The following is a 13,847-nucleotide window of genomic DNA, read 5'->3' on the forward strand; positions in this document are numbered from 1 at the left end:
TTTGAAAGCGATCCTTGCTAGAAAACGGGTGCTTATACCATTAAGCATCTGTTTTTTTATTATGATGATGTTGATCGGTACGTTTATAGTGAATTTAGGATATGCCATGTTGGATACGCTTCAAACGTTTCCTGAATTTAGCCAACCGTTAGTCGTTCAGCTTTCGTATTTTACTGAGTTTCAGATAAAAAAATTCCCATTAGCTTATGGCTTACTAGCTTTTATTAGTTTACTTGGTATCGCTCAGATGGTTTATAAACTGCAAAGTAACTTTAAAACGATTGGAACCGATGAAAAGGGCTCCCAGCGTTTTGCTACACGAAAGGAAATTCAAAAACAATATAAGATTATTCCAGATAGGAAGCACGCTTATCAAGGAAAAGGTGGTCCAGTATTAGCCAGAAAAGGCAGAAAAGCTTACATTGACCCTTCTCCAGTGAACAATTTAATTATCGGTACGACAAGAAGTGGGAAGGGACAAACGTATGTGATCCCTACAATTGATGCTTATTCGCGGGCAGAAATGCAGCCTTCACTGGTGATCAATGATCCTAAAGGGGAGCTTTTTGCATCAAGTCGGGAAACTCTTGTGAAACGTGGATATGAAGTTGAAGTTCTTAATTTAATGAATCCAATGCAAAGCATGAGTTTCAATTTACTTGAGCTTGTCAAACAGGCTTATTTAGATGGAGACTATTCCACTGCTCAAACCCTTTGTGAAACCATCACCCATATGCTTTACCATAACCCTCAAGCTAAGGAGCCCATGTGGGATGACTCAGCAAAGTCCCTCGTCAATGCCATGATTCTTGCCATAACTGAAAAAAGTATTACGGAAGGAACAAAGGAAAAAATCACAATGTACACTGTTGCCAATATGTTATCTGAGTTGGGGATCAAAAATGAGATGGATGAAAGTGGTCAAGAATACAATGCACTAGATCAGTTTTTTCAAAAGTTGCCGCAATCTCACATTGCTAAAGAACAGTATGCCACTAGTAACTTTTCCAAAGGAAATACGAGATCAAGTATCTTTACTACAGCAATGAATGGTCTTACTAAATTTACGATGAGTGAAACAGCTAAAATGACAGCTAGAAATTCATTAGACTTGAAAAAAGTAGGTTTTGGTCAATTTATTAAAGGGAGGGGAAGTGCTTTCTCAAAAGTGTATGTGACCTTTCCTGATGGCACAAAGGAAACCAATCAATCGGGCGAAGGCGGCACTTGGACTATTAACTTTTCGTCACGATTAGCTACTGGAGACATTATCACGATTGTACAAGATGAAGTGCCTTTGTCTGAGAAACAAAAAAGAAACCAGTCCAATGAGCAAAAGGTCAACTATGAAAAGAGAGAGAAGAAGAAGCAATTATCGCTTCAAATAAATGAAATCGATGAACAAAAAGGGGAAGTCACCTTCTCTTATACTTCGAATTGCAAAAACGACTTTACAGTGGAACGGATTTGTTACTTTACGAAGCCAATTGCCCTTTTTATGGTTACACCAGATTATGATACCTCGACCCATGCCATCCCATCAATCTTTGTAAGTCAGTTGTATTATATCCTTTCTAAAAACGCAGCTATTGCTAAAGGACAGAAATGTATGCGTGAAGTTGTTTTTCTATTAGATGAATTTGGCAATATGCCTGCTATTGCTGACATGGATAATAAAATCACTGTCTGTTTAGGAAGAAACATTCGATTTCACCTTGTGATCCAATCCTATGCTCAATTAAAAGATTTATATGGAGAAGATGGACAGGCAACGATCCGGGGGAACTGTGGAAATGAAATCTATATTTTAAGTGCTGATTACGACTCTGCATCCTCCTTTTCTTCTAAATTAGGTAAAAGAACATTAAACACACAAACGCGATCAGGCACTACCTTTTCCCTAGAGAAGTCGAGAACAGAGAGTACGGAAGGAAGAGACCTACTAACTGCCAATGAGCTACAGGAATTAGAGGAAGGAGATACTGTGGTTCGTCGCGTGTTGATGAGAAGGGACAAAAAGGGAAGGAAGATACGCGCATTTCCAATTTACAACACCGGCAAGCATAGCATGAAATATGCTCATACGTATTTGAGTGTTGACTTTAACACAGACCGATCCATTACTGAGGAGGAAATTGATACACCTCATCGCTACATTAACCCTAAAGATTTGGTTATGGATTTTTATGGAGTTTCTCATCGAGAAAAGGCAAAGGAAGAGAAGGAAAGTCAAAAAACTGCAAGGTTAGAAGTAACGGACATTAATAGAGATCAATGGATTCAAAAGAATGTAGGTCAATTTTTTGATAAGAGCACGGTCCATATGATAGTAAAACATATTGCGCCTCTCCTAGAGCACAGTGAACAAGAGATGAAAGAGGAGCCCATGGAGGCATTCCAATTTCATTTACAACTCTTAGGTGAAGGTCAAGAAATTAGTCGTCAAGTGTTTAGCCATATTCAAAAGCAGATTGATAAGTTAAAGGCTGAGGATAAGTCTTTGACTGAGAAGGAGGAAGAAGAGAATTATGTGTAATTCAGTCTGGTAAGGAGGGGGAAACATGTCTGATGAAGAGCTTCTAGAAAAACTGCTTCAGTTTTCTGATGTCCTGACCACCAATAATATATTTATATCAGGTTTACGAATTATGGGATGGGGCATTCTATTATTCTTGAAAATGATCGTTGATGGTTTAGAAGGCATGGTAAACAACGTATTAACGCTGACCGATTTTTTTATGAGTGAACCAGTACAGGATTTTCTGGATACGATCCAGCCTGGACTTTATATCTTGTTAGCTTTTTCACTAGCGATGATTGGTTTCCGATTAATTTTTAATAAAGAAAAGAACCGGGCAGATATACCAATGAATATATTTATTTCTATCATGACGATCACTCTTTTAGCTTTTGGAATGGGACAAGTCAATGAATTCACTCATGATGCCGTTGATATAGCCCAGGTTAATACTGATTCATTTACCACTTCTGACCGAGTAATGGAGGATTACATTACGGATATAGCAGTCTATGACGAAACTGGTTGGAGAAACCCAGATGTAGAAGAGCAGCATCATATTAAGCCAAATAGTCTAGATATGATCTCAATTAATGAAACCATTGATGATAGTTTTGAGAAAGAGAATGGTGATAGTTTATCTGATCAAGGACAAAAACTAGTGATGAATAGAGTAGGTTTAGAATCAAATGGAGAGGAAGGAATAGTAGAGTTAGGTAAGAGTGGTTTATTTGATTTTCTACCAGAAAATTATTATCGATGGCATGTAGATTGGCTAACTGCCATGGTTACCCTTGGTGTAATGGCTTTTACCATGGTCTTGATTTCTATTAAGGTGGCAAAACTATGTTTTGAACTTGGGTTCAATCATGTAGTGGCTCTTATTATGGCCTACGCTGATATTTCAACGGGGCAACGGCTGAAAGCAATCATTAAGAACATCGGTAGTATTTTTGCTTCAATTATCATGATTTTCCTCAGTTTACGAGTTTATATGTATTACACCGTATTTATAGGCGAAAATTTAGAGGGGATAGGGTATTTGATAGCTCTCATTGCAGGGAGTTTAGCTGTAATCGATGGACCTAATATCGTTCAGAAACTATTCGGTATTGATGCAGGATTAAAAAATGCCTGGCATGTAGCGATGGGAGGATACCTCGCTACAAAAACGCTTGGTCCAGTTACGAAAAAAACAGTTGGCGCTATTGCTAGTGGAGGAACAAGTGCTGTGATGAATTCTGGTGCTGGAGCTGCAGGTGCGTTTGCTGGTATAGCCGGAGGGCAAGGAAAAGGAAATTCCAATGGATCACAACAAAACAAGCAAACACCTAGTCCTATGAAAAGTTCGCCAACTCAGGGAAATAAACAAAAAGATAGGCAAGAGTCAAGTCCTATGCAATCTTTAAGCAGAGACAACCAGCAATCAAATTCTTTCCCTTCTCTCAACGGAGGACAACAGAGAACACGGCAACAACCTATCGAAAATCGCACGGTTGGACAATATTTGAAAGATAATGTGGAAAGGAGAATAAAACAGAATGAAAAGCTTATAGGAGCAAAACGCACCTATGATTTATCACGAAATACAACTGAAAAATGGAAAAATAAATTCAAGAAGCGTGAATAAAGTCTACCCTTTATTCACGCTTTTCTAATGGAGGAATGATAGTTTTGCAATATAAAATCCCTTTAGAAATCGGAAGTGAGCTTAAGCTCAACCGTTTATTTTACCTTAAGGACTTACTGGTGGTATTAATTCTTGGAGGGATAGGTTTTACCTTCCGTTATGTAGTACATCCTTCCTTGGTATGGTACTACACGCTCTTTTGGATCATTTTGACACTGTCCTGTTTAATAAGACCTAAAACTAACCCAGGGTTGCGCATGGGTAAAACCCTGTTTTTGGCTGTAATACGGAACAGGGTGACCTACTGCGCGATGGATACTCAGAAAAATGAGAAAGGAGACCATTAGATGCCGTTAGAAGAAAATCGTCCAATGATCTTTTCTGAAGACAAGGGAGAGCAACCAGCACTTTTTGATGAAAATAGCTCTTTGAAAAAAAATAAACGGAAGAAGAGGCGTAAGACAAAACGGGCAAGAGTTAAAGCTTCCGTTGTTGACATTCTTTCAATTTGCGATATGACTCCAGATGGGGCGTTTGCACTGCAAGAAAATAAGGGCTATATGGACATCATGCAGCTCCAAAGTAAAGACATTTACTCCCCTTCTACTCATGAGACGGAATACGACATCATGATGATGGCTAAATTCTTTCAGTCTTTTTCATATGACATTAAAATCGTATCAATGAATTTCCCAGTTGATATACAGAAACAATTGAGTGCAATCGACCATAAAATCGAGAAGAACTCAGCTCCTTTATATGAAAGATTCTTATCGAAAAAACGTCAGGAACTTCAATTTTTAGAAACGCACCGGACGAATAGAGAGTTTTACTTATTTATCTACGCGGCTAGCCTCAAGCAACTATCGGAATTTCGGAATAACTGTAGACGTTACTTAGGAAGAGTTGCTCCATTGATTGAATTAACGGAAGAGAAAAAACTTGATTTGATTTATAAGCTCTATAATCAGAATTCCAAACTATAAAGGAAGGTGAGTGACAATTGTTCAAATTTGCGAGCAAGAGTAGCGAACAGCTTAAAACGAAGTCAATCGGTTACAACCCTTACCTCCTTGCGCATATACAACCTCAAGGTGGGATGAGCTTTCAAGAGTCATTTATAAGAAAAGGAGATGGATATGAAGCGTGCGTTCATGTCTATTCTTTTCCAAAAAGCGTCTCGGACTTTTGGTTAGAACCGATTTTTAATATGGAACATGTGATCACGACGATGGATGTTATATCGGATGATCGGTTAAAGGTACGTGATGGTTTAAACAAAGGAATGGCAGAACAGAGTTCCAGAATCATGAATGAAAGGGATAACGCTGGGATCATTGAAGCCCAAAACAACTATGACGACTTGAAGGAGCTATACAATCAGGTCTCAGAGGAAGGGGAAGTCGTGAAACGCATCCATCTGAGGCATTATGTAAGTGCCCCAACAAAAGCAGAATTAGAAGATAAAGTGAAAGTTGTTTTATCAACCTTACAAGATGAAAACTTCAGAGGCTCCATTTTTTTAAATGAGCAAGAATATGAATGGAAAGCTTTACTCTCCAATTACAGTGATCAGTCTCACTACCTAAACAAGCGTGAAGGCCAACCGATTCCAACAATCGGATTAGCAGGAGGATTTCCATTTCATTTCACTAGTTTAAATGATCCCTATGGCACGTTTTACGGCACGACCATGACGGGCGGAAACGTCCTTTTTGATTTGTTTCACAGGGACCATCAACGAAAAAGTTTTAATGGTGTTATGGTCGGCGCAATGGGTGCTGGGAAATCGACCTTTCTAAAGAAAATCATGCTGGACAATGCAATCAAAGGATATAAAGTACGAACGTTCGATGTTACGGGTGAATTTGCAGAATTAACGGAGGCGCTGGGAGGTAAGCAGATTGCGTTAGATGGATCTGATGGAGTCATTAATCCATTGCAAGTCTATCGGACAGCTGAGGACGAATACACATCATTTACGCAGCACTTGTCTAAGTTGACGACCTTTTATAAGTTTTTAGCACCAGAAGCTAAGGATAGTGAATTGAAAGAGTACGAGAATCTCTTAAGAAAGCTTTATGGAAAGCTTGGTCTTTGGAAAGAAGAGGAAGAATCAAACATTACAAAGCAGTCTGTTCAGAACTATCCCATTTTCTCTGACTTCCTTGCATTTGTGGAAGAGCAACTCTATGAAAATACTAGCGAAGGAAAGCAAAGGGAGAATGTCAGTCTCGAACGAAGGAGACGGCTGGAAAACATCGAGTTGAACATTCGAAATGTCGTTGAAACATACGCTCATCTCTTCAATGGGGTCTCCACGATGGAACACTTTGATTCACAACAAGTCGTCACATTCACGTTACGTGGATTGTCTCAAATGAGAGCTGAAGTCTTTCAAGCTCAGTTATTTAACGTGTTGAACTTGTTATGGGATTCGATGTTAACAAATGGAGCTCCTCAATTTGAAGCTTATGATCGAGGGGAGCTAGCATTTGAAGATGCCGTACGTTATTTGATTTTGATGGATGAAGCCCACCACATCATTAATACGAAAAAGAAAAGCGAAAGCGCGCTTGATTTTCTCACGAAATTCAGCCGAGAAGCACGGAAGTATTTTGGTGGATTACTCTACGCAAGTCATACGATCCGAGACTTTGTGCCAGAGGGTTCGGATCAGAGCATGGTGGAAGAGATTAAGAAGTTGTTTGAGCTAACGCAATACAAAATCATTATGCAACAGGATAGTAATAATCTTGAGATGATGCAGCAGATTTTCACTGGGCAGTTAAGTCAGAGTGAGTTACAGGACATTCCGTATCTACAAACAGGGGAGACGATGCTAAGTATCAGGGCGGTTGAAAATATTCGTTTTAAAGTGGAGGTATCGGATGAAGAATTAGCTTTGTTTGGTGGAGGTGCTTAACAATGCCCTGGTCACTATTATTAGAACTTGTACCCCGGAAAGTATGGCTATGGCTGATAGTAATCGCTATGGCTCTTTTTCTTTTACAAATGGTTCTGTTTGCTTCAGCGATTACCACATTAATCGGGTTTCAAAAAAATCATTCCAACGACCAAGTGCAGTCAGTCGATGTGGTAAATGGAACCGCACAAGTGTCAGCAGCCGTGGAGCAATATCGACCACTGTTTGAGGAATACGCAGCTAAATATGGGGTTTCCGACTATGTGGAGCTTTTGATGGCAAAGACGATGCAAGAATCAGGTGGATTGCTTGATGATGTCATGCAATCGAGTGAGTCACTTGGTCTACCACCAAACAGTATTGAAGATCCTGAACGGAGCATTAATGTTGGCGTTCGTTACTTCTCAAACATGTTAGAAAAAGCTGGAGGCGATGTGAAGCTTACAATTCAGGCTTACAACTTTGGGGGAGGATTTATTGATTTTGCCAATGCTCATAACAATGGTGAATACAGCAAAGAATTAGCCATTGAGTTTTCTAGAATGAAGTACCAGGAGTTGAAGCATACCGGGCTATATTCTTGTATTCGTCCTGAATCAGCAGCTACCGGTGCTTGTTACGGAGATATTGGGTATGTAGAAGCCGTCTTAAGTTATCTGAAAGGTGGCGTTGTCGAGGGAGAAATTGATCCAACAGGCGATTGGGTGATGCCCATCTCAGGGTCATTCATTCAAACTTCTGACTATGGTATGCGTATTGATCCGTTTGATGGAACAAAGACCATGCACCGTGGAATGGATTTTGCCTGTACGAACGCCGTGACGCCGATCAGGGCTGTTGATAACGGCCAAGTTGTCAGTGTTAGAAAAGGCAATACTGGCTACGGAAATAGTGTGATTATCAAGCATGAGACTGGCTTATATAGTCACTATGCTCATCTCTATTCATTGCATGTAACAGAAGGGGAAGTCGTTCAACAGAAGGAAGCTGTTGGAAAGTGCGGGACCACTGGAAACTCAACTGGTCCCCATTTGCATTTTGAAGTAATGACGAAAAATCAGTACCGTTCGGATATCGATCCAGCCCCTTATCTTGGCTTGTAAAGGACGTTGATAGGATGAATAAAAAAATCATTTTTGTGCTGTTTCTAGTCGTTCTATTGGTCATCACCTCGTTTAACATCTATGACTTTCAGGTGTCTTCGAATGAAGATTTACAAGCTGAAATTCAACAAGTACAACATGAAAACAAGACTATTTTAGAAGAAAATAAGAAGCTAAAACAGCTTCTTGAACAAAAAGAACCAGCAGAAGTTCAATCACAGTATAATCCATTGTTAAAACAGATATCGACCTTTGTAAAAGTAGCTTTTGTTCAAAGCAAAGAGACGTATCCAGAACGAAAAAAGCAAGCTGAAAAGATAATGAGTGATGAACTGCGGAATATATTCTTCCCCACAGATACTTACAAGGGGGATACCAGAACAGGTGTCAATGATGTCCAGGTATTCATCGAAGCAAGTAATTTCACAAATGATCATGCGACGGTGTTAGTGAGGTTAAAACACACTCTTTATTCATTGGAAAATAAACAAAAACAAGTTTCCCCAGTGTTTATAGAGATACATGCCCAACGTCAAAATGAACAATGGATCGTCACGGATTTTACCGAAATGTAAAGAGGTGGAGATGAATGAAAAGGCAAGCAGATTCAATTACAGAAAACACTTCTACCAAGTATCTTTTCGCCTTGAGTGCGATTGTTGTGTTACTTCTATTCTTTTTGTTTTCAGGGCTCGTATTCGGAAACAACGATCATGCAAAAGTACAACAGACCCCTTTGAAAGAGTCGTTAACGATTAGTGGATATGGAGAGTTGACTGTTGAAGAGTGGATCTATAATCCGGATAAGAATTTTATGATCGTGACATTGAACCTTGAGAAATCACCTACCATTTATGAGGGAAATTTGATCTTTATAGCCCAGGAAAAAGAACATCCAAATCGAGATCTTCCAACTTCAGTAGAGTATCAAGATGGAAACCGATATGTCGTTAGTATCCAGCAGGTGAGTCCTTCATTTGAAGTCATGGCTTTAGATATTAATAAGGATGAAATCAGCAATGGATCACTCATACAAGGACAACCATCTCCTCCTAAAGGAGGTGAGAAGAGCAACGAGTTAGCTCGCATCTATACAGACGAACGCAAAGTGGAAGTAGACACTCAATTGAGAGTTCAAACGGAAAAAGAGTATGAAGTTGCTTCAATATCACAAAAGATCAAACAAGCGAAAAAAACAATTGAAGAGAAGGAGGAACTGATTCAAACAATCGAAGAGCGATTAAAAGAAATTGATCAAAAAGTTGTTGAATTAGAGTCAGAAAAATTCTATGAAACGGAGGAAGAGAAGGAACAAACCAATACACAAATCAATCAATTGGAAAACGAGAAAGATCAATTAAATCGAGAATCTTCGGACGGTGAACTAGCCATACAAACGACAAGAGAAAAGCTCACGATGTTAAAAGAAAAACGAGATATGGTTGAGAGTTAATGTCCCTTTTATGTGCTTCATTTAGTAACACGTTAACGACACATCACCTGTGTTATGGCCACACAGTTCATTTGAAAGTGAATGTAGGGTGCTGTTTTAGCAACACATTGAAGACACATCTGGCGGTTTTCTTGTTCCCATCGTTTTGCCCGGCTCTGCCGGGATTCCCACACCAAGTGGGAACAAAAACCCCTTATGCTCTTTTCTATCTAGGAACTGATTTACAGACTACATCAATTGGAGGGTGTTTAATGGAAATTCGGATTCGGTATATGGACCCTAGAACGGTTCAAAGAATTGATGAACTTGCCAAGGAAAAAGGAATGAGCCGCCAAGAGTTTTTACACGCCCAATTACATCAATTAGCCGTCTTTCATGAAGAGAATGAACGAGAAAAACGGTTAAACCAATTGGTTGATCGAAACATTCAAACGATGACACATTGTTACACAGCGATACGAGAAATGTATGACATTTTACGTTTTGAAGAATCAGGTGAAAAACCATGAGTGAAACAGTCACACCTGGTGTGGTTTTAAAAACAAAATTTGTGACTGCCAATCAAAAGGGATTCCAGGATTACGTTCAGTATGTGGATCGCGAAGAAGCCAAAGGAAAAGGAGAAGTACACCTGTCTGTTTTCAATTTATATAACGATTATATGGATGACCCAGACAAAACATCAGCCTTGTTCACCCAACAATCAGATCATCTATCAATGGAAGGGAAAATTGGAATTAAATCGTTATTTAGACAAGCTCAAGAAAATAATAGTGTCATGTGGCAGGATGTCATTACGTTTGATAATGAGTGGCTGCGACAACAAGGCGTATACGATGGCCAATCGCATACTATTGATGAGAATCGGTTGAAGCAAGTTACCAGGAAATCGATGCAGACCATGTTGAAAAAAGAAGGACTACAGGAAAGCGCAATCTGGTCCGCTGCCATCCATTATAATACCGATAACATTCATATCCATGTTGCAACGGTAGAACCAAATCCAACGCGTGAGCGAGGCAAACGCAAGCCGAAAACGTTAGATGCGATGAAGAGTGAAGTGGTCAACGGATTGCTCGATCGAGATCAAGAACGGAATCAAATAAATTTTTTAATTCGAGATCATATGGTACATGCCAAAAAAGAGATGAGCAGCTTAGAATGGCAAAATCGTGAATTTAAACCGTTATTCTTGGAAGTCTATCATCAGTTACCCAATGATAAGAGACAGTGGCAATATGGCTATCAAACACTCAATCCGATTCGTGGGAAAATTGATGATCTTACTTCTAGTTATTTGAAAAAATTCCATAAAGAAGATATGAAGCATTTGCATCAGAAACTTGATCAAGAAGTCGAGGTGTTAAAGCGTGCTTATGGAGATGGGGAGAAAGACAAAAAGAGATATCAGCATTATAAACAGAACAAGCTTGATGATTTCTATAAAAGGATGGGGAATGCTTTTCTTCAAGAAATGAAAAGTTATGACCGGCAACAGAATTCAAAGCAAGAATCACATTTTACTTCTTCCTCCCATCCTTCCATTCGCTCTATGCCTCCAGGTGTTCAATTACAGAGATCGTTGAAAAGAATTCAACGCTCAATGGATCAGACCTATGACCAATTTATCAACGACCTGGATCATCAGAAATTGGAACGTGAAATTGAACGAGAAAGGTAGGATGGAAATGATGCGGAAACGCCAAAACGTTACATTACATGAAGAAACGATTGATTTAATAAACGAGTATCAGGAGCAACATCATATTCGATATCCCGGTGAAGCGTTGGACCGTATGGTTGCGGAATGGGAAGAACAACAGTCGAAGGATCATTCGCTAGAATATGTGATGAGTTTGATGGCGAATCGTTTTCAAGAAGTCTTTTCTGAAGAGATGAATCGGTTACGTTTAGCAGCAAATAGCACTAACAAAAATACGCAAGTGCTTCTCGAATTGATGAATGGATTTGCGATGGATCAAAACTTAGAAAGCTGTGTCACCACACAGCTTTTTGAGAGTCAGGCAATGAAAGATGCGAGGGAAGCTGTTGAAGAGCGGATCAGTCATCAACGGCAAAAAAAAATTAGTGGGGACTAGGAGAAGGGACTATCAACTTATCTTATTTTTTTCATTACCTTCAAATATTGAGAGGAGTTGGATGCATGTTGTTGTCTAATCAAAACTACGAGATGGGTGTATTTAAAGGTTTTGGTGATCAAAATGAACTTGTCATTGAAGTAGGATCTCAGGAATATGTGCTTGAGTTAAACAAAGAAGAGATAGCTGACGTCGTATACCATTTAATGCATTTTGAGAACTTACTCATTCCTTTTAATAAAAAAACGCAGCAATTGGTTTTACGTTTTGACCAAAAATATGATGAAGAAGAAATGGAAGAGCTCATGAATATCAGTGAAGGAGCTGATGAACATGGCGAAGAGTAAACGATCTTATCAAAAAAAGTTACCTGAACAAGTCAAAGAGGAAATTGAAAGACTCACGACTGGAATGGAAGAGCGTATTTCAAATCACTTTCATTCACCGGACCAGTTAAAAGAGTACTTGGACTTTATGGGGAAGTTTTATCGCTATTCTCCTCGAAATACAGCACTCATCGAATCCCAGTTCCAAGGAGCTGAAGCTGTAGGGTCATATGCTTTTTGGAAGGAAAAAGGATTTCCTGTTAATAAAGGTGAAAAAAGCATTAAAATACTTGTGCCAAATCGATTAGGAGAGCAATTTCAGAATAAAGAGGGTGAATGGATCCCTCTTAAAAAAGCGACCAAACAAGAGAAGCAACAAATCAAAGACGGCCAACTCGATAAACGAGATGGTCGTCTTGTTTTTTCTACAGGAAGTGTATTTGATATATCTCAAACGAGCGCAACGCAAAAGGATTTACCCCAAATATTTCCGAACAGATGGATAGATGGAGAAGTTGATAACTACACTCAGTTACGGCAGGGTATGGAGGCTATTGCCGAAAAGAATAACATTCGTATTGTGGAGCCTTATGAGGAACTCGGTGCTGCGAAAGGAGTCAGTTATACAGAAAGAGGAGAGGTTGCTCTTAATCCTCGTAATTCAGAACGTCAGGATGCAAAGACTTTACTCCATGAACTTACACACGCCAAGCTCCATACAAAGGACAATTTTAACGCATACTCAAAACCTGAGAAAGAATTTCAGGCGGAAATGACAGCTTATACCGTTGCTTCTTATTTCAATATTGATACCAGTGATTACTCGTTAGATTACTTGCATCAATGGACAAAGGGGCATGAATTTAACGAGCATGAGAGCTTGTTACAAGAAGTTCAGGTAACAGCTAAAGAATTTATTTCGACCATTGAAGAATCAATGAACCAGGAGAAGGAAGGAGAAAAAACTATGAGTTTTAGTGAATCGAAACATGAAATGGAAGAGGATAAAAAAGAAAGAGAGGGAGTACCTACAGAAAAGCTTTCAGAAATGTACCAGAGCCAAGTGATCAATGCCGAGAAGAATATGGGTGCTATTAATAAGGAAGAAAAACTCAAAAAAAATTATTCTCATCAAGAATTCAAAGATGCTTATAAAAGAGAGATTACGAATTTTTTTGAACCAATGGTCGGAAAAGGATTAGATAAAGAAGAAAACAATGACTGGCAAGAACGTTTAAGAAAGATATGTGCTTTTCAAGATACTCATAGTACAGAAGAGGTGTATCAACTTAAAAAGAACTCTCTTCATGAATTGAAAGAACTGCCTTTAACAGATCGTGGGGAACGACGACTATTTCAGATTGAAAGTAAGTTGGATCGAGTATTTCATGAAGAGAAGGAAAAGCAAAAAGAAAAAGTAGAAGTTGAACGCTAGACAGGGAGTGTTCTCTCTGTCTTTTTATATGTGCCTTTAGAGATGATGAAGTGCTGCAGAAATAACATGTATGCTCTGAACGCCAGAGACGAAAATGGAACTGAAGTCATTAACTTTGCCAAAAATTTTGATGGCATGAGCTTTACAGATTTAGTCTAGAACTGAAACTGGAATTAAGAGATTAGAAAAAGGTGAGTTAGACAGATTTACAAACGTAAACCCAGAGAGTATGTTGTACTAGTTACTTTTAGGAATTACAAACGGTTGATGATTCTTAAACTGATTGATTTACATATATATAATTTATTATGAATGAAAAGCATTGAGTGAAGCAGAGGCTATCGCAGGCTAGACTTC

General features: G+C 39.0%; 13 protein-coding genes. All 13 read left to right on the forward strand.

Annotated features, from left to right (window positions below):
- Position 1: 1 nt before the first annotated feature.
- The 13 genes from ABFG93_RS16130 (at position 2) to ABFG93_RS16190 (ending at position 13,490) form a co-directional block, all read left to right on the forward strand.
- A complete protein-coding gene (locus ABFG93_RS16130) occupies positions 2-2,536 on the forward strand; it encodes a VirD4-like conjugal transfer protein, CD1115 family (protein WP_431522010.1) in 2,535 nt (844 codons plus the stop codon).
- Between the two features lie 25 nt (positions 2,537-2,561).
- The gene (locus ABFG93_RS16135) at positions 2,562-4,148 is read left to right on the forward strand and encodes a pLS20_p028 family conjugation system transmembrane protein (RefSeq protein WP_347549036.1); all 1,587 of its coding nucleotides are present in this window, start codon (positions 2,562-2,564) and stop codon (positions 4,146-4,148) included.
- A 35-nt stretch (positions 4,149-4,183) separates the two neighbouring features.
- Positions 4,184-4,495, forward strand: coding sequence for a DUF5592 family protein (locus tag ABFG93_RS16140; protein ID WP_347549037.1), 312 nt, complete (start codon positions 4,184-4,186; stop codon positions 4,493-4,495).
- Positions 4,496-5,134, forward strand: coding sequence for a hypothetical protein (locus ABFG93_RS16145; RefSeq protein WP_347549038.1), 639 nt, complete (start codon positions 4,496-4,498; stop codon positions 5,132-5,134).
- A 17-nt stretch (positions 5,135-5,151) separates the two neighbouring features.
- Positions 5,152-7,074: a VirB4 family type IV secretion system protein gene (locus ABFG93_RS16150; RefSeq protein ID WP_347549039.1), complete on the forward strand. Its 1,923-nt coding sequence runs from the start codon at positions 5,152-5,154 to the stop codon at positions 7,072-7,074.
- Between the two features lie 2 nt (positions 7,075-7,076).
- Positions 7,077-8,177 (forward strand): lysozyme family protein, encoded by a 1,101-nt coding sequence (locus ABFG93_RS16155; RefSeq protein ID WP_347549040.1) that lies wholly within the window; start codon positions 7,077-7,079, stop codon positions 8,175-8,177.
- A 14-nt stretch (positions 8,178-8,191) separates the two neighbouring features.
- Positions 8,192-8,752, forward strand: coding sequence for a hypothetical protein (locus ABFG93_RS16160; protein ID WP_347549041.1), 561 nt, complete (start codon positions 8,192-8,194; stop codon positions 8,750-8,752).
- Between the two features lie 14 nt (positions 8,753-8,766).
- The gene (locus ABFG93_RS16165) at positions 8,767-9,630 is read left to right on the forward strand and encodes a hypothetical protein (protein WP_347549042.1); all 864 of its coding nucleotides are present in this window, start codon (positions 8,767-8,769) and stop codon (positions 9,628-9,630) included.
- A gap of 251 nt (positions 9,631-9,881) precedes the next feature.
- Positions 9,882-10,139 carry a hypothetical protein gene (locus tag ABFG93_RS16170; RefSeq protein WP_347549043.1) on the forward strand — a complete coding sequence of 86 codons (258 nt, stop codon included), beginning with the start codon at positions 9,882-9,884 and terminating at the stop codon, positions 10,137-10,139.
- Positions 10,136-11,311 carry a MobP2 family relaxase gene (gene mobP2 / locus ABFG93_RS16175; protein ID WP_347549044.1) on the forward strand — a complete coding sequence of 392 codons (1,176 nt, stop codon included), beginning with the start codon at positions 10,136-10,138 and terminating at the stop codon, positions 11,309-11,311. The genes ABFG93_RS16170 and mobP2 overlap by 4 nt, the downstream gene beginning before the upstream one ends.
- A gap of 7 nt (positions 11,312-11,318) precedes the next feature.
- The gene (locus ABFG93_RS16180; RefSeq protein ID WP_347549045.1) at positions 11,319-11,729 is read left to right on the forward strand and encodes a hypothetical protein; all 411 of its coding nucleotides are present in this window, start codon (positions 11,319-11,321) and stop codon (positions 11,727-11,729) included.
- A 65-nt stretch (positions 11,730-11,794) separates the two neighbouring features.
- Positions 11,795-12,076, forward strand: a complete 282-nt coding sequence (locus ABFG93_RS16185; protein WP_347549046.1) for a hypothetical protein — start codon at positions 11,795-11,797, stop codon at positions 12,074-12,076.
- Positions 12,063-13,490 (forward strand): ImmA/IrrE family metallo-endopeptidase, encoded by a 1,428-nt coding sequence (locus tag ABFG93_RS16190; RefSeq protein WP_347549047.1) that lies wholly within the window; start codon positions 12,063-12,065, stop codon positions 13,488-13,490. The genes ABFG93_RS16185 and ABFG93_RS16190 overlap by 14 nt, the downstream gene beginning before the upstream one ends.
- Positions 13,491-13,847: the final 357 nt, after the last annotated feature.

Source organism: Pseudalkalibacillus hwajinpoensis (assembly GCF_039851965.1).
In the GTDB taxonomy this organism is placed as follows: Bacteria; Bacillota; Bacilli; order Bacillales; family Guptibacillaceae; genus Guptibacillus; species Guptibacillus hwajinpoensis_E.

What these genes read in the sequence shown, in the direction of transcription:
- ABFG93_RS16135 (WP_347549036.1), top strand. Translation starts at nt 2,562, where the DNA reads ATGTCTGATGAAGAGCTTCTAGAAAAACTGCTTCAGTTTTCTGATGTC.
- ABFG93_RS16140 (WP_347549037.1), top strand. Translation starts at nt 4,184, where the DNA reads ATGATAGTTTTGCAATATAAAATCCCTTTAGAAATCGGAAGTGAGCTT.
- ABFG93_RS16145 (WP_347549038.1), top strand. Translation starts at nt 4,496, where the DNA reads ATGCCGTTAGAAGAAAATCGTCCAATGATCTTTTCTGAAGACAAGGGA.
- ABFG93_RS16155 (WP_347549040.1), top strand. Translation starts at nt 7,077, where the DNA reads ATGCCCTGGTCACTATTATTAGAACTTGTACCCCGGAAAGTATGGCTA.
- ABFG93_RS16160 (WP_347549041.1), top strand. Translation starts at nt 8,192, where the DNA reads ATGAATAAAAAAATCATTTTTGTGCTGTTTCTAGTCGTTCTATTGGTC.
- ABFG93_RS16165 (WP_347549042.1), top strand. Translation starts at nt 8,767, where the DNA reads ATGAAAAGGCAAGCAGATTCAATTACAGAAAACACTTCTACCAAGTAT.
- ABFG93_RS16170 (WP_347549043.1), top strand. Translation starts at nt 9,882, where the DNA reads ATGGAAATTCGGATTCGGTATATGGACCCTAGAACGGTTCAAAGAATT.
- mobP2 (WP_347549044.1), top strand. Translation starts at nt 10,136, where the DNA reads ATGAGTGAAACAGTCACACCTGGTGTGGTTTTAAAAACAAAATTTGTG.
- ABFG93_RS16180 (WP_347549045.1), top strand. Translation starts at nt 11,319, where the DNA reads ATGATGCGGAAACGCCAAAACGTTACATTACATGAAGAAACGATTGAT.
- ABFG93_RS16185 (WP_347549046.1), top strand. Translation starts at nt 11,795, where the DNA reads ATGTTGTTGTCTAATCAAAACTACGAGATGGGTGTATTTAAAGGTTTT.
- ABFG93_RS16190 (WP_347549047.1), top strand. Translation starts at nt 12,063, where the DNA reads ATGGCGAAGAGTAAACGATCTTATCAAAAAAAGTTACCTGAACAAGTC.